The sequence below is a fragment of the Aeromicrobium sp. MLTX1 genome (assembly GCF_046452335.1).
GTDB lineage: Bacteria > Actinomycetota > Actinomycetes > Propionibacteriales > Nocardioidaceae > Aeromicrobium.
On record NZ_JBKFDN010000002.1, the window covers coordinates 860,269 to 874,889 of the forward strand.

At 72.2% G+C, this 14,621-nt stretch carries 13 protein-coding genes; 8 read left to right on the forward strand and 5 right to left on the reverse strand.

Annotation, left to right across the window (positions count from 1 at the left end; translation table 11 throughout):
• Positions 1 to 39 precede the first annotated feature (39 nt).
• Entirely contained in the window at positions 40 to 582 is a 543-nt protein-coding gene (locus ACK99Q_RS14640; RefSeq protein ID WP_410186840.1) for a hypothetical protein, read from the reverse strand.
• Between the two features lie 240 nt (positions 583 to 822).
• On the opposite strand from ACK99Q_RS14640, the gene ACK99Q_RS14645 reads away from it, so the two are divergent.
• The 5 genes from ACK99Q_RS14645 to lepB all read left to right on the forward strand — a co-directional run bounded on the left by ACK99Q_RS14645 (position 823) and on the right by lepB (position 6,653).
• Positions 823 to 2,313, forward strand: a complete 1,491-nt coding sequence (locus tag ACK99Q_RS14645) for a hypothetical protein (protein ID WP_410186841.1) — start codon at positions 823 to 825, stop codon at positions 2,311 to 2,313.
• 152 nt (positions 2,314 to 2,465) lie between these two features.
• Entirely contained in the window at positions 2,466 to 3,203 is a 738-nt protein-coding gene (locus ACK99Q_RS14650; RefSeq protein ID WP_410186842.1) for a hypothetical protein, read from the forward strand.
• 17 nt (positions 3,204 to 3,220) lie between these two features.
• A complete protein-coding gene (locus ACK99Q_RS14655) occupies positions 3,221 to 5,314 on the forward strand; it encodes a hypothetical protein (protein ID WP_410186843.1) in 2,094 nt (697 codons plus the stop codon).
• A gap of 80 nt (positions 5,315 to 5,394) precedes the next feature.
• Positions 5,395 to 6,087, forward strand: coding sequence for a DUF305 domain-containing protein (locus tag ACK99Q_RS14660; protein ID WP_410186844.1), 693 nt, complete (start codon positions 5,395 to 5,397; stop codon positions 6,085 to 6,087).
• The gene (lepB, locus tag ACK99Q_RS14665; protein WP_410186845.1) at positions 6,072 to 6,653 is read left to right on the forward strand and encodes a signal peptidase I; all 582 of its coding nucleotides are present in this window, start codon (positions 6,072 to 6,074) and stop codon (positions 6,651 to 6,653) included. Before ACK99Q_RS14660 ends, lepB begins: the two co-directional genes overlap by 16 nt.
• Positions 6,654 to 6,656: 3 nt before the next feature.
• On the opposite strand, the gene ACK99Q_RS14670 is transcribed toward lepB, so the two are convergent.
• Both ACK99Q_RS14670 and ACK99Q_RS14675 read right to left on the reverse strand, forming a co-directional pair.
• On the reverse strand, positions 6,657 to 6,959 hold the full coding sequence (locus ACK99Q_RS14670) for a helix-turn-helix domain-containing protein (RefSeq protein WP_410186846.1): 303 nt from the start codon (positions 6,957 to 6,959) through the stop codon (positions 6,657 to 6,659).
• Positions 6,956 to 8,443, reverse strand: coding sequence for an APC family permease (locus ACK99Q_RS14675; RefSeq protein ID WP_410186847.1), 1,488 nt, complete (start codon positions 8,441 to 8,443; stop codon positions 6,956 to 6,958). Before ACK99Q_RS14675 ends, ACK99Q_RS14670 begins: the two co-directional genes overlap by 4 nt.
• A 99-nt stretch (positions 8,444 to 8,542) precedes the next feature.
• On the opposite strand from ACK99Q_RS14675, the gene ACK99Q_RS14680 reads away from it, so the two are divergent.
• The 3 genes from ACK99Q_RS14680 to ACK99Q_RS14690 all read left to right on the forward strand — a co-directional run bounded on the left by ACK99Q_RS14680 (position 8,543) and on the right by ACK99Q_RS14690 (position 13,013).
• Positions 8,543 to 9,880: a DNA polymerase IV gene (locus ACK99Q_RS14680; protein WP_410186848.1), complete on the forward strand. Its 1,338-nt coding sequence runs from the start codon at positions 8,543 to 8,545 to the stop codon at positions 9,878 to 9,880.
• Complete coding sequence (locus ACK99Q_RS14685; RefSeq protein ID WP_410186849.1) at positions 9,877 to 11,988, forward strand: S9 family peptidase; 2,112 nt, start codon at positions 9,877 to 9,879, stop codon at positions 11,986 to 11,988. The genes ACK99Q_RS14680 and ACK99Q_RS14685 overlap by 4 nt, the downstream gene beginning before the upstream one ends.
• Positions 11,989 to 12,116: 128 nt before the next feature.
• Entirely contained in the window at positions 12,117 to 13,013 is an 897-nt protein-coding gene (locus ACK99Q_RS14690) for an RNA polymerase sigma factor RpoD/SigA (RefSeq protein WP_410187001.1), read from the forward strand.
• Positions 13,014 to 13,054: 41 nt separating this feature from the next.
• Here ACK99Q_RS14690 and coaE read toward each other — a convergent pair whose 3' ends face one another.
• Together coaE and ACK99Q_RS14700 are read right to left on the reverse strand one after the other, a co-directional pair.
• The gene (gene coaE, locus ACK99Q_RS14695; RefSeq protein ID WP_410186850.1) at positions 13,055 to 13,657 is read right to left on the reverse strand and encodes a dephospho-CoA kinase; all 603 of its coding nucleotides are present in this window, start codon (positions 13,655 to 13,657) and stop codon (positions 13,055 to 13,057) included.
• A 10-nt stretch (positions 13,658 to 13,667) separates the two neighbouring features.
• Positions 13,668 to 14,561, reverse strand: a complete 894-nt coding sequence (locus ACK99Q_RS14700) for an SH3 domain-containing protein (RefSeq protein ID WP_410186851.1) — start codon at positions 14,559 to 14,561, stop codon at positions 13,668 to 13,670.
• Positions 14,562 to 14,621: the final 60 nt, after the last annotated feature.

Consider the following 14,621-nt stretch of genomic DNA (forward strand, 5'->3'; position numbering starts at 1 on the left):
CTCCTGAGCTGGGACCGCCTGGGGACAGGCGGGACGAGGTCACCCGCAGACGCGGGCGACCGGGACGATGACGACCCGGGAGAAGGGCGGGCCTCGCCGCACCACGACGTGCTCCAGCAGACCGGACGGGAGACGCGGGTCGGTCCCACGCCGCGCGATCGCGACCGACACGGGGGCCGACGACGGCCGGATCAGGCTCAGGACGAAGGTGACGCGACGCCACCACGCCCACCACAGCCGCTCGGCCAGCGCCACGCCCGCCGCCACCAGCACCAGCGCGGCCGCGTGGGCCAGCAGCATGCCCCAGCCGGGGACGAGCTCGTGGCCGTGGACGTAGCCGGTCAGCACGTGCACGACGATCTGCGGGGTAGCGAGCAGCCCGACGGCGGCAGCGAAGCCGATCCGCCGCGCGGCGGCCCACCAGGCCAGAGCGGTCCCGCCGGCGACGACCGGCACGAGGACCACGGCCGGCGGCGGCTGCCCGCTGCCGGCGACGTGCGCGCCGACCGCCATGAGCGTCGCCCACAGGCTCACCGCACCGGCACGCGCGATGCGTGCGATCGGGGCGGCGGGGGCGACCATGCCGACAGCGTAGGGCCCGGGCTCTCCGGCTCCCGCACCGGTGACCTGATGTTTACACGGCCGTCACGGCTGCCCCGGCCCGCCGGGGCCCTGTCCCATTCGGTGTCTCATTCACGGTCGCGACTCCTTCACACGGACGGCGCTTTCGTAACGCACCGGATCCCACCGCGACCGCCGCGCGAAACGCACCGCCGTCAGATTGAGGCCCGAATCGACCCCTGCCCGAAGGAACTTCCCCGCATGACTGTCACTCGAGTCCTGTCCCAGCTCACCGCAGCCGCCGTCGCCTCGACGGCGCTGACGACGCTCACCCCCTCGGTGGCGCACGCGGAGGGCACCGGTGTCATCAGAGGGACGGTCCTCGAGACCGGTCACGTGATCGCGCCCGGCATCGACGTCTCGCTCTACCGGCTCAGCGGCGAGTTCGTCCAGGCGACGGTCGCCAACTCCTCCGCCGGGGCGTACGAGTTCCGCGGACTGGACGCCGGCTCCTACATCCTGTGGTTCGAGAACCAGAACGAGGCCGTCAGCGAGTGGTACGACAACCAGCCCGACAAGCCCCAGGCCACCCCGATCACGCTCGGCACGGGTCAGACCTATGTCGCCAACGCCTACCTGACGCAGATCAGCGAGAACCTCACGGTGCCGACGGTCTCCGGCACCGCCGCGGTGGACTCCGTGCTCACGGCCACGCGCGGCACGTGGTACCCGACCGTCGGGGTGGACTTCAGCTTCCAGTGGCTGCGCGACGGCGCGGTGATCGCCGGCGCGACCGGCTCCACCTACCGACTCCGTGACGCGGACGCGGGCCACCGCATCTCGGTGCAGTCCATCGCGATGGTGCAGGGCGCGACCGAGTCCGCCACGAGTGCGCCCACGGCGCTCGTCACGGGCGGCACCGCCCCCGTCCAGGCGATCGCGAACGTCACGAAGCCGACGATCTCCGGGTCGACCACCGTCGGCTCGGCCCTGACGGCCACCCCGGGCGCATGGACGCCCGCCGACGCCACCGTGACGCTGCAGTGGCTGCGGGGCGACACGGTCGTCGGGTCCGGGCCGAGCTACACCACCACCACCGCCGACGTCGGCTCGCAGCTGCGGGTGCGAGCCACCGCGTCGAAGTCCGGCTGGACCGCCGGCCTCGCCGAGTCCACCGGCTTCGGGCCGGTCACCACGCCGGCCCCCGTCGCGGTCGCGCCGGTCAACGTGGCGCGACCCACCCTCGCGGGCACCGCCCGCGTCGGCAGCACCCTCACCGCCGGGACGGGCTCGTGGAGCGCCTCGGCGAGCCACACGTTCCGGTGGACGCGCAACGGCAAGGCCATCGCCGGTGCGACCGGGCGGACCCACCGGCTCACCGCGGCCGACGCCGGTTCCCGGGTCGCGGTCGTCGTGACCGCGACGAACGTCGCCGGAAGCACGAGCGCCACCAGCGTGGGCCGGCCGGTCGCCCGGGCCACGAGCCGCCTCAGCGTCTCGGCGAAGTCGTCCCGCAAGGGCCGGCTGAAGGTCACCGCGAAGGTCGCCTCCGTGGGCACGCGCTCCGGGCGCGTCACCGTCACCGTCAAGGTCCGCGGCAAGACGAAGATCGTGCGGACCACCCTCTCCCGCGGGACCCGCACCCTCACCATCAAGGGCCTGCGCAAGGGCCGCGCGACGGTACGCGTCGTCTACGCCGGTGACGCCTCCACCGCGGGCGCCTCGGTCACCAGGAAGGCCACCGTGCGCTGACTCGTGCGGCCGCGCCGCTCCCCAGACCTCGGCCCGCCGGCAGCGGCGGACCGAGGGACCGGCTCCCTGGGCCGGTCCCGACGGCTCCGGCTCCTCCGGCGTCGATCACCCAACCAGCCCCACAAGGAGACCATGTGAATGCGTCACAGCGCGTGCCCTGGAGGACACGCAAAGTCGCCGTCGCTGCACTCGCCCTCGGACTGACCGCCGCCGCGACGACCTACGTCATGGCGCAACAGGACGTGAGCGGCACCGACTCCGGCGAGAGCAGCAAGTTCACCGTCGTCGGCGACGGCGACCTGCCCACGAAGAAGCCGAAGCTCGGCGCCGACCGCGCGACGCTGTCCGCCGAGGAGACCGGCTACGCGATCCACGTCGCGTCGACCGACTCCACCATCCCCGGGGACGCGACCGACGTCCGCGGCAAGACCGGCCCGGAGTTCCTCTACGCGGACCTGCCCGACCTGGGTGACGACTACTCCGGCCGCAAGGCCGTCGTGGCGCTCTACGACTACACGCACGACATCGCCTACGACCAGGTCGTGGACCTCGAGACCGGGAAGGTCGTCGACTCGACCAAGTCGGCCAAGGCGCAGCCCCCGACCTCGGCCACCGAGGCGGACCTCGCGATGCGGATCGCCGTCGAGTCCGACGAGAAGCTGGCGTTCAAGGCCGAGTTCGAGGAGAACATGGGCGTCCCGCTCATCGACCCCGACCAGGTCGACTACGTCGCCGGTGCCTGGGTCTTCAACAAGACCACGGCCAAGGGCAAGGAGTGCGGCGAGGACCGCTGCGCCCAGCTGATGGTCTCGACCGCGTCCGGGGTGTACCTCAACACCTTCGACTTCGTCGTGAACCTGTCCACCCAGAAGATCGTCCGCACGCAGTGAGCAGGGAGAGAAGTCCGATGCGAAAGAAGACACTGACGCGGATCGTCGCCGCCGGCGCGACCGCACTCCTCACGGCAGGCCTGGTCTCGGTCCTGCCCTCGACGGCGGCGACCGCCGCCGAGTCGCCCCTGGCGTGTGCGGACAGCCTCATCGAGAAGGAGCTCGCGAACGGGTCCGCGTGGCGGATGTGCGCGCGCATCCACCCGATCAAGGGCCTCATCCTCGAGCAGATCGAGTTCAAGCCGGCCACGGGCGACTACGAGTACGCGGGCTACAAGCGCGTGCTCGACCAGCTCAACATCGCCCAGCTGAACGTGCCGTACGACACCGGTCACGTGCAGTACAACGACATCACCTCGTACGGGTTCGGCAAGCAGTACCTGATGACGCAGGGGCCCGAGGTGTGCTCCGGCGAGGCGCTCGACGTGGACCAGTCGTTCACGTACAGCGGACGTCTCGTCGAGCGGACGATCCCGGGCATCTGCGTGCAGGAGGACCCGACGGGCCTGATGACGCACGCGCAGGAGACCCAGATCGGCGGCGGCACGCTGTACGCCGACCAGGGCACGACCCTCGCCGTCTCGTCCATCTCGAAGATCAGCTGGTACGAGTACCAGCAGCGCGTCGCGTTCGACGACCACGGCCAGATCGACGTCGGCCTGGGCGCCACGGGCGACATCGCACCGGGCTGGGCCTCCGAGAGCCAGACCGGCGCGTTCTTCGGCACCAACCCGAAGGTCGGCTGGCCGCTGTCGGGCAAGTCGACCGTGACCACGACCCAGGGCGGCCAGACCACCACCAAGGAGGTCCAGTCGTACGCGGGCTCGCACTGGCACAACGCGATCTACAAGGTGGACTTCGGCATCGACAAGGGCGAGCGGCAGACGGTCGAGCAGTGGGACTTCAGCAGTCCCGGATCCGGCACGCGCGCTCCGATCGTCGAGGGCACGGGAACCGTCAAGGGCTCGGCGTTCTCCTCGGTCGAGAACGAGGACCACGACCAGCTCAGCTGGTGGCGCGTCCTGAACCCGAACAGCAAGAACAAGGACGGGCACGCGCGCTCGTACGAGATCGTGAACAACAACACGTCGAACGCGCTGATCCCCGTCACGTCGCCGGCGGTCTCGTTCACGAACTACCGCTCGTGCGAGGAGTACGCCTCGGACAACCTCAACGCGGGCTGCCCGGGCCAGACCATCCTCGACTACGTCGCGAACGACACGCACGAGCTGACCGACCCGGTGGCGTGGGTGAACGTCGGGTTCCACCACACCGACAAGGACGAGGACCAGTCGCCGATGCCGATCCACTGGCAGAAGTTCCAGCTGGTCCCGCGTGACTTCTTCGCCCAGAAGCCGACGATCCAGGACGCGCGCAAGTGCATCAACGGCCCGTTCTCCTCGGTGAACGCGGTCACGAAGCCCTGCACGCCCGAGAACACGGTCAAGCCGAAGATCACCGACAAGGCCGACAGCACCGCCACGGTCGTTCCCGCGGTGGGCAAGGTCCTGACGTCGAGCGCGGGCACGTGGCGCAGCGCGGCGCAGAGCCTGACCTACGCGTACACCTGGTTCCGCAACGGCGAGGCCGTGTCGACCGGTCAGGACTACACCCTGAGCGAGGCCGACATGAACGCGTCGATCTCGGTCAAGGTGAGCGCGTCGGCCGCGGGCTTCCCGTCCAACGTCGCCGAGTCCGACGCGGTCGTGTGGGGCACCCCGCCCACGACGGCTCCCACCCCGGAGCCGACGACCGAGCCGACCACCGCTCCGACGACGGCGCCCACCACGGCACCGACGACGGCGCCCACCACGCGGCCCGTCGCCAAGGCGACGCCGAAGGTGGCGGTGCGACTGGCGGCGAAGTCGGTCAAGCCCGGCCGGAAGAACAAGGTCGCCATCTCGGTGACCGCGGCGGGCAAGCCCGCCACCGGCAAGGTCAGGCTCGTCGTGACCGGCACCGTGAGGACCCTCACCCTCGTGAAGGGCAAGGCCAACCTCACGTTCACGGCACCGAAGAAGCCGAAGGGCTACGCGGTGAAGGTGTCGTACGCGGGCAGCGGCACGGTCAAGCCGGGCAGCGCCGCGGTGAAGCTCGTCGTCAAGAGCTGACGACGGACTGAACCGCGCCGGGGCGCCATCCGCACGGATGGCGCCCCGGTCCCCCAACCCCTTCGACGATGGAGCACCTCATGCGCCTCACGACCCTCGTGCGACCGCTCGCCCTCGCCCTGACGGCCCTGGTCCTCGCCGCCTGCGGATCGCAGCCGCAGCAGGTGGCGCTCGGCGGCACCGTCGCCGCCGACACGGCCTCGCAGCGACCCACGGTGGAGCGCCCCTGGGGCACCGTGAAGACCTTCCCCCGTCTCGAGAAGGCCGAGCCGCCCCAGGCCGCCGACGTCGCGTTCGTGCGGGACATGATCGCGCACCACCGGCAGGCGATCGAGCTCTCGGAGAACGTCCGCCGGCACCCGGCGCTCGACGAGCGCGTCAACGCCTCGGCGCGCTTCATCATCCAGGACCAGCGCAACGAGATCACGACCATGACGGCGTGGCTGCGCGCCTGGCAGCAGGAGACCGGGACCTCGGCCGAGCACGAGCACGCTGCCGGCTCGATGCCCGGCATGATCGCGCAGAAGAGCGTGGACGAGATCGCCACGCTCGCCCCGCCCGAGGCGCAGGTCGCGTTCCTCCGGGCGATGATCGAGCACCACGAGGGCGCCGTCACGATGTCGCAGGACTACCTGCCGGTCCAGTCGAACGCCTTCGTCCACAGCACCGCGACGCACATCATCGCCGAGCAGACCACCGAGATCCGCTACATGGAGGGCCTCGTGCGCGAGTGGTGCGAGACGGACGGACCGCGGACGTGCCCCGCGGGCTGACGTCGCGTCGTCCGCGCCACCTTGCCTGGTGGGCGGCCACGGCCCTCGCGGCGATGCTGGCGGTGTGCTTCCTGACCGGACTCCTCGGGCACGCGACCGTCACCTCGCCCTCGATGGCCCCCACCCACGAGGTCGGCAGCACCCTCCTGACGACGTCGCTCGGGACCCGGCACCTCGACCGCGGCGACGTCGTCGTGTTCGACGTGCCGCGCAGCTGGCGCGAGGCCGACCGTGCCCGCTCGGGCGCCGCCGGAGGCGAGGGTGGCAGGGAGACCGCGATGGTCAAGCGGGTGCTGGGACTGCCGGGCGACCGCGTCACGTGCTGCGCGCCCGGGGGCTTGCTGATGCGCAACGGCCGCGTGGTCGACGAGCCGTACCTCGCGGAGCCGCCGATCGACGTGTCGAACGTGGCCTACGACGTCACGGTGCCTCCGGGGCATCTGTGGGTGCTGGGCGACAACCGCCGTCGCTCCTTCGACTCCCGCGCCATGCAGGCCCGGGGGGGCCAGTCGGGCCTCCTGCCGCTCTCCGCGGTCCGGGCTCGCGTGCTGCTCGGCTGGCCCTGACCCTCAGGGATCGGCGGTCGTCCCGAGGGCCTCGGCTCCCCGGGCGAGGTCGCGGACGCGCTGCCCGAGCGCGAACCCCGACAGGTCGGGGCTGCGCACGAGGTACTCCTGCTGCACGAGGTGCTTGAGGATCCGGTAGGCGGTCGCGCGCGGCATGCCGAGGTTCTCGGCGATCTCCCGCGCCGAGACGCCGGCTCCGGAGCGGGCCACCTCCTCGAGGATCGCGAAGGCGTTGTCGACGGCGCCGGGCTCACGGCCGCGAAAGGCCGCGGGCGGCACCTTCGACGACTGACCCGGTCCGCTCATGCGCTCAGCAGGTCCGTGCGGATGGTCTCGTCGTGGATGCCCATCCGACGCAGCGCGGAGGGCCGGAGCCACCGCAGGCCCGCGAACCAGAGCAGCCCGACGCCGAGCGAGCCTCCGGTGAGCGTCAGTCCGCCGAAGTCGCCGCGGCGCACGTCCTCGACCATGGCGAGTCCCGCCAGCAGCAGCGTCAGCGCCGCCGTGACGGCCGCGAGCACCAGCGGACCCGGCGTCAGCTCGTCGAGGTGGCGCAGGAAGACCGGCAGCGCGAGCGCGACCAGCGCGTAGGCGACGAACAGGACCAGCACGGCGTGCTGCAGCAGCGTCATCGAGAGCACGCCCACCTGGCGTCCCGTGACCAGGGTGAGCGTCGCGGGAGCGATCGCGATCGGTGCGATCACGAGGAGCGCCCCGACGGGCGACCCCCACCGGGCGTGCGTGCGGCCCAGCGCGGCGGGCAGGACGCCTTCGCGGGCGAACGAGAAGACCACCCGGGCCAGGGCGTTCCACGCGCACAGGGTCAGCGCCAGGAACGAGACCGCGAGCAGCGAGCTCAACACGGCGTCGGCGACGTGGGCGTCCACCGACTCCGGGAACCACCACTGCGCGGGGCCGCCCCGGCGCTCCCCCGCGGGAGCGGCCAGCGTGCCGACGGCCGTGAACGCGACGACGTAGAGTCCCGCAGCCACGAGCAGGGCTCCGGTCATCGCCCGCGGAACGCTCCAGAAGGGTCGTTCGGCCTCGCCGCCGAGCGCCGCCGACGACTCGAAGCCGACGGTGATGCCCAGCACGGCGACGGCCCCGAGCAGGACCCGCCACGGATCGGCTCCCTCGAGCGACAGGATGGCGAGGGGTGGCGCGCCCTCCCGCGCGAACGTGAGCCCGGCGAGGACCAGCAGACCCACGACCAGTGCCGACTCCACCACCAGCGCCAAGCGCGTCGCCACCCGCACGCCGCGCACGGAGACCAGCAGGCAGACGATCACCACGGCGACGCCGATGCACCACTGGGCCCCGGCGCCGAGCGCGGGCGCGGAGGTGGCGGCGGACGCGACGGCGTCGGTGGACCGGCGCATCGTCTGCGACAGGCCGAACGCCACGAGGATCGCGTAGCCGAGCAGCATCGACGCCCCCACGAGGAGCCCCGCGCACGGTCCGAGCGACCGGGTCACCCACGTGTACATCGAGCCGGGCGCGGCGATGCGGGTCGCATACTGCGAGAACACCGCCGCGAGCAGCAGCGCGAGCCCGAAGCCGAGCACCGCGCTGAGCCAGGCGCCGGGGCCGACGACGGCGAACAGCACGAACGGGACGCTGAGGGCGCTGGCCGCCGGCGCGATGACCGCGACCGAGTTCGCCAGCAGGTCCTCCGCACGAACGGACCGGCGGTCCAGGCCCGCGAGGTCGGAGGCCTCGCGCACCTCCGGGACCGCGGGCGGATCGGCGATCGCCCGCTCGAGGGCCGCGGGACGTGGGAGACCGTTCATGGTGTCGTCAGGCTAGAAATCTCTCGTATCCCGCGCGTTACGCCGTCGTGTCGCCGGGGGAACGGCCCGAGCGTCGGGGCACGGCGCGACAATGGGCGCATGCGTCCGACGGCCTCGATCCTGCATCTGGACCTGGACGCGTTCTTCGCCTCGGTCGAGCAGCGCGACAAGCCGTCCCTGCGCGGCAAGCCCGTGATCGTCGGCGGGATCGGTCAGCGCGGCGTCGTCTCCACCGCGTCGTACGAGGCGCGGAGGTTCGGGGTCCGTTCGGCGATGAGCATGGCCGAGGCCCGCTCGCGCTGTCCCCACGCCGCCTTCCTCTCCGGCCGGTTCGACGCGTACCGCGCGGCCTCGCGGATCGTCATGGACCGGCTGCGCGCCCTCTCCCCCGCCGTCGAGCCGCTCTCGCTCGACGAGGCGTTCGTCGACCTGGCGGCGGGCGAGCACTTCGACCCCGACCGGCTGCCGCAGCTCGTCGACGAGCTGCGCTCCGACGTCACGCGACTGACCGACGGGCTCACCGCGTCGGTTGGCGTCGCGTCGTCGAAGCTCATGGCCAAGATCGCGAGTGAGATCGAGAAGCCCGACGGCTCCTTCATCGTCGCGCCCGGCACCGAGCGGGACCTGCTGGAGCCCATGCCGATCGGCGTCATCGCGGGTGTCGGCCCCGCCACCGAGGCCCGGCTGCGCCACATCGGCGTCACGACCGTGGGCGACGTGTGGCGTCACTCCGAGGCGGAACTCGTCGACCTGCTCGGCTCGGCCTCCGGCGCCTCGCTGCACCGGCTCTCGCGCGGCATCGACGACCGCGCCGTCAGCTCGCACCGCGAGAACAAGTCCGTCAGCACCGAGGACACGTTCGAGACCGACATCGTCGACCGCGCCGAGCTCGGCCTGATCTGCGACTCGCTCGCCCGCAAGACCGCCGAGCGACTGCGGCGCGCACAGCTGTCGGGCCGCACCGTCACGCTGAAGGTCCGCTACCACGACTTCACCACCCACACGCGCTCGCTCACCCTGCCCGGGCCCACCGACCAGACGCGCCTGATCGTCCAGACCGCCCGCCGCCTGCTGGACGCCACGGACACCGGTGGTGGCCTGCGCCTGCTGGGCGTGGGCATCAGCGGGCTGGCCGACTGGGTCCAGGACGACCTGTTCGCCGAGGACGTCCCGGACGACGAGCCCGTGCTGCCCGAGCCGGTCGAGGAGGTCCCGGCCCCCGCGCCGCGGCGCGACTGGTCGCCGGGCATGGACGTCCACCACGCCGAGCACGGCGACGGCTGGGTGTGGGGTCGCGGCATGGGCCTGGTGACCGTGCGGTTCGAGACGCGGCACACCCCCGTCGGGCCCGTGCGGACCCTGCGCGCCGACGACCCCGATCTGGTTCCCGGCCATGCCGGGACGGTGTCGCAGCCGGCCGGTACGGTCGGGGAATGACCGACCCGCGGCCGACCGTCCCCTCCGCCCCCCGCCGTCCCCGCGAGCGCACCCACCACGGCGACACGGTCGTCGACGCCTACGACTGGCTGCGCGACAAGGACGACCCCGAGACGATCGCCTACCTCGAGGCCGAGAACGCGTGGGCCGAGGACACCACGGCGCACCTGGCCGACCTGCGCGAGCAGGTCTTCACCGAGATCAAGGACCGCACGCTCGAGACCGACATGTCGGTCCCCGTGCGCCACGACCGCTGGTGGTACTACTCCCGCACGGTCGAGGGACGCCAGTACGGCATCCGGTGCCGCGTGCCGCTGGCCGGCCCCGACGACTGGGAGCCGCCCGTCGTCGAGCCCGGCGCCACCCTGCCCGGCGAGGAGGTCCTGCTGGACTCGAACGAGGAGGCCGAGGGTCACGAGTTCTTCTCCCTCGGCGCGTTCAGCATCTCCGACGACGGCGACCTGCTGGCCTGGTCGGTCGACACCCAGGGCGACGAGCGCTACACGATCCGCGTCCGGCGTCTCTCCACCGGCGAGGTCCTGCCCGATGTCGTCGAGGGCGCCGCGCCCGGCGCCACGTGGTCGGCCGACGGCCGCCACCTCTTCTACGTCACGGTCGACGAGGCCTGGCGCCCGCACCGGGTGTGGCGCCACGAGCTCGGCTCCACCGAGGACGACGTCCTCGTGTTCGAGGAGCCCGACGAGCGCTACTTCGTCGGCCTGGGCCGCACCAGCTCCGAGCGCTTCCTGGTGATCGCCGTCGGGTCCAAGATCACCACCGAGGTCCGCCTGCTCGACGCGCACGACCCCACGGGCGAGTTCGCCGTCGTGTGGCCGCGCCGCGAGGGGGTCGACTACTCCGTCGAGCACGTCGTCGTCGGCGGCCGCGACCAGCTGGCGATCCTGCACAACGACGGCGCGGTGAACTTCGAGCTGGTCCTGGCGCCGCTGGAGAAGCCCACCGACACCCACGTCCTCATCCCCGGGTCCGACGACGTCCGGCTCGAGGCGGCCGACGCGTTCGCGCGCCACCTCGCCGTGTCGTACCGGCGCGACGCCACCACGCGCCTGGCCCTCATGGACATCGGCGACGACGGCATCGGCGCGCCGCAGGAGCTCGAGTTCGACGCCGAGCTGTTCACGTGCGGCCTCGCCGGCAACGCCGAGTGGGACCCGCGCTACCTCCGCATCGGCTACACGTCCTACGTCGAGCCCGCCACCATCTGGGACCTCGACCCCGCCACCGGCGAGCGGATCCTGCGGCGCCGCGCGCCCGTGCTGGGCGACTTCGACCCGCAGGACTACGAGCAGCACCGCGCCTGGGTGCGCGCCGACGACGGCGCCCTCGTGCCGCTGTCGATCGTGTGCCGCCGCGGCACGCCGCGCGACGGCAGCGCCCCGGGACTGATCTACGGCTACGGCTCGTACGAGATCAGCCTCGACCCCGACTTCTCGATCTCCCGGCTCAGCCTGCTCGACCGCGGCTTCGTCTACGCCGTCGCCCACGTCCGCGGCGGCGGCGAGCTCGGGCGCGCCTGGTACGACCAGGGCAAGCAGCTGGCGAAGAGGAACACCTTCACCGACTTCGTCGCCTGCGCCCGTCACCTGGCCGACGAGGGCTGGACCTCCGCCGACCGGCTGGTCGCCGAGGGCGGCAGCGCCGGCGGCCTGCTGATGGGCGCCGTGGCGAACCTGGCCCCGGACGCGTTCGCGGGCATCTTCGCCGACGTGCCGTTCGTCGACCCGCTCACCACGATCCTCGACCCCTCGCTGCCGCTCACGGTCATCGAGTGGGACGAGTGGGGCGACCCGCTGCACGATCCCGAGGTCTACGCCTACATGAAGGGGTACGCCCCCTACGAGAACGTGGCCGACGTCCCGTATCCCGCGATCCTCGCCGGCACCTCGCTCAACGACACCCGCGTCCTGTACGTCGAGCCGGCCAAGTGGGTCGCCCGGCTGCGCGAGGTCACCGGCGCCGAGCGCTCGGTGCTGCTGCGCACCGAGATGGCCGCGGGCCACGGTGGCGTCAGCGGCCGCTACGCCGCGTGGCGTCAGCGGGCCTGGGAGCTGGCGTGGATCATCGACACCGCCACGCGTAGCACGTGATCGGCGCCATTCCAAGAAACTCCTGAGAACGGAACACCAGCGCACTCCCGTTCGTTGTACCGGGTGAAGCCACCGTCAGGAGGATCACCGTGGAAGACCGTGAATTCGAGGGCAAGGACAGCGTCGGCATGTACCTGTCCGAGATCGCGCGCACCCCGCTGCTCGACGCCGAGCGCGAGGTCGAGCTGAGCCGCACGATCGAGGCCGGGCTGTACGCCCGCCACTTGCTCGAGACCGGCCGCATCGGACGCGCCAAGGGCGGCGCGCCCAAGCGCGCCACGCGCGAGGAGCTGGAGTGGATCGCCGAGGAGGGCGACCGCGCCGTGCAGGAGTTCGTCCAGGCGAACCTGCGTCTCGTCGTGTCGATCGCGCGCAAGTACGGCCGCGCGCAGATGCCGATGCTCGACCTCATCCAGGAGGGCAACACGGGTCTGATCCGCGCGGTGGAGAAGTTCGACTACGCCAAGGGCTTCAAGTTCTCGACCTACGCCACGTGGTGGGTCCGTCAGGCCATCACCCGCGGTGTCGCGCAGCAGGCGCGCGTCGTGCGCCTTCCCGTGCACGTCGTCGAGGAGCTGAACCAGGTCTCCGGCGCCCGTCGCAACCTCGAGCGCCAGCTGGGCTACGACCCCGAGCCCGCCGAGATCGCCGCCGAGCTCGGCATGGACGTCGAGCGCGTCATCGACCTGCTCGCCTGGGGCCGAGACCACGTCAGCCTCGACTCCCCCGTGGACGAGGACGGCGACACGAGCCTGGGCGACCTGATCGCCCGTGACAGCACGCCCGGCCCCGACCTGGCGATGCTCGACCACGACGCTCGCGACCAGCTGCTCGCCCTCGTCGACCGACTGGAGGCGCGCGAGGCCGACATCGTCAAGGCTCGCTACGGCCTGCTCGACGGCCGCCAGCAGAAGCTCGCCGACATCGGCAAGCGCCACGGCATCTCGGCCGAGCGCGTCCGTCAGGTGGAGCGTCAGGCCATCGCGCGACTGCGCGAGATCGCCGATCCCGAACTGGCCGCGTAAGCGGTCACTCCCGAGCGGACGCTACTGCAGCGGCGTCCCGCTCACCGAGCGCCCGGCTCGACCAGGTCCTTCCAGACCTCGTCGACCCGGGCGCTCAGCTGTTCCCGGGTGCCGGTGTTCTCGATGAGGACGTCCGCCGCGGCGTTGCGGTCCTCGCGGGACGCCTGCGCGGCGATGCGGGCGCGGGCGTCGGCCTCGCTCATCCCGCGGTCCCCCACCATGCGGGCGATCTGGATCTCCTCGGGCGCGTCCACGACGATGACGACCTCGCACGCGGCCGCGGCGCCCATCTCCACGAGGAGCGGGTTGTCGTGCACGACGATGCCGTCGGGACCGGCCTCCTGCTCGCGCCGGGCGGCCAGGTCGCGGATCGCGGGGTGCGTGATCGCCTCGAGGTCCTTCAGCGCCGCCGGGTCGGCGAAGACCAGCGCACCGAGCGCGGGTCGGTCGAGCGTGCCCTCGGGGGTGATCACGCCGGCGCCGAAGCGCTGGGCGATGAGGTCGAGCGCTGGACTGCCGGGCTCGACGACCTCGCGGGCCAGCCGGTCGTAGTCGATGATCATGGCGCCCAGCGCGGCCAGGCGCGCGCTGACGGTGCTCTTGCCCGAGGCGATGCCTCCGGTCAGGCCGACCCGACGTGCCATCGCGGCGAGCTCAGAGGGTGCCGGCGTTGCCGACGGTGGTCACGTGGACGTGGTCGTAGTGGTTCGCGGTGGCACCGCCACGGTCGCTCATGCCGCGCCAGCCCTCGCCGCCGCGCTTCACGGTCCAGATGCGCTGCTCGTAGATGAGGTAGTCCACGCCCAGCTGGGTGCGGTTGGCCTGCAGGAACGCGGCGATGTCCCAGCCGAGCTGGCCGCGGACCATGATGTCGAGCGAGTGGCCCGTGGCGTGCTCGCCACGGCCGGCCAGGCCGCCGTAGCTGGCGACCTCGGGGAAGCGCGCGCAGACGGCGCGGTAGACGCGCACCGTGTCGGGCTGCAGGCCCGACTCGACCGCGGAGCCGCGTGCGCAGGCGGCCGTGGAGATCGTGCCCTCGGAGGGGCCGAGCTTCGGCTCCTCCTCGTCGACGAGATCGGTGGACACCCAGCGCGGGAGGTCGTTGTGGATGACCTGCGTCCAGTCGCCGCGGGTCTCGCCCGTGACCTGGAGGGTCTTGCCCTTCGCCACGGTGGCCAGCACCGGGGAGTCGTCGGAGGCGTCGGCGCGGACCGGGACGGTCTTCTGCGCGTAGAGCGAGCCCTCGACCATGGCCTCGGCCTCGACCGCGGACGGGAGGGGCGGGCGCTCGGCGCTGCTGCGGCTGGCGCGCGCGGGGGCCGAGCCGCTGAGGGCCTCGGTGACGATGTCGCCGTGGGCGACGGGGGTGGCGTCGGCCGCGTCGGGAGATTCGGCCAGGCTCACCGTGGAGGTGCCGAGAGCCGCGACGGCGGCCACGCCGAGGGAGGCCACGCCGGTCGCCAGGGCTCCGTGCTTGCGAGCACGGACGTACCAAGGGTCGCGGACGACGGGCTTGCGCCGGTGTCCGGGCTTGGGGGTCTGGGTCATCGAAACCAATGCGGGTCGGGGGAACGGCCGTTGGCCAGTCAACCATACTGAGCACGCAGA

Excerpts from the sequence above, each read along its gene's own strand:
- ACK99Q_RS14675 (WP_410186847.1), bottom strand. The coding sequence starts at position 8,443 with ATGAACGGTCTCCCACGTCCCGCGGCCCTCGAGCGGGCGATCGCCGAT.
- ACK99Q_RS14655 (WP_410186843.1), top strand. The coding sequence starts at position 3,221 with ATGCGAAAGAAGACACTGACGCGGATCGTCGCCGCCGGCGCGACCGCA.
- ACK99Q_RS14700 (WP_410186851.1), bottom strand. The coding sequence starts at position 14,561 with ATGACCCAGACCCCCAAGCCCGGACACCGGCGCAAGCCCGTCGTCCGC.
- coaE (WP_410186850.1), bottom strand. The coding sequence starts at position 13,657 with ATGGCACGTCGGGTCGGCCTGACCGGAGGCATCGCCTCGGGCAAGAGC.
- ACK99Q_RS14660 (WP_410186844.1), top strand. The coding sequence starts at position 5,395 with ATGCGCCTCACGACCCTCGTGCGACCGCTCGCCCTCGCCCTGACGGCC.
- ACK99Q_RS14645 (WP_410186841.1), top strand. The coding sequence starts at position 823 with ATGACTGTCACTCGAGTCCTGTCCCAGCTCACCGCAGCCGCCGTCGCC.
- ACK99Q_RS14680 (WP_410186848.1), top strand. The coding sequence starts at position 8,543 with ATGCGTCCGACGGCCTCGATCCTGCATCTGGACCTGGACGCGTTCTTC.
- ACK99Q_RS14670 (WP_410186846.1), bottom strand. The coding sequence starts at position 6,959 with ATGAGCGGACCGGGTCAGTCGTCGAAGGTGCCGCCCGCGGCCTTTCGC.
- ACK99Q_RS14690 (WP_410187001.1), top strand. The coding sequence starts at position 12,117 with ATGTACCTGTCCGAGATCGCGCGCACCCCGCTGCTCGACGCCGAGCGC.
- ACK99Q_RS14685 (WP_410186849.1), top strand. The coding sequence starts at position 9,877 with ATGACCGACCCGCGGCCGACCGTCCCCTCCGCCCCCCGCCGTCCCCGC.
- ACK99Q_RS14640 (WP_410186840.1), bottom strand. The coding sequence starts at position 582 with ATGGTCGCCCCCGCCGCCCCGATCGCACGCATCGCGCGTGCCGGTGCG.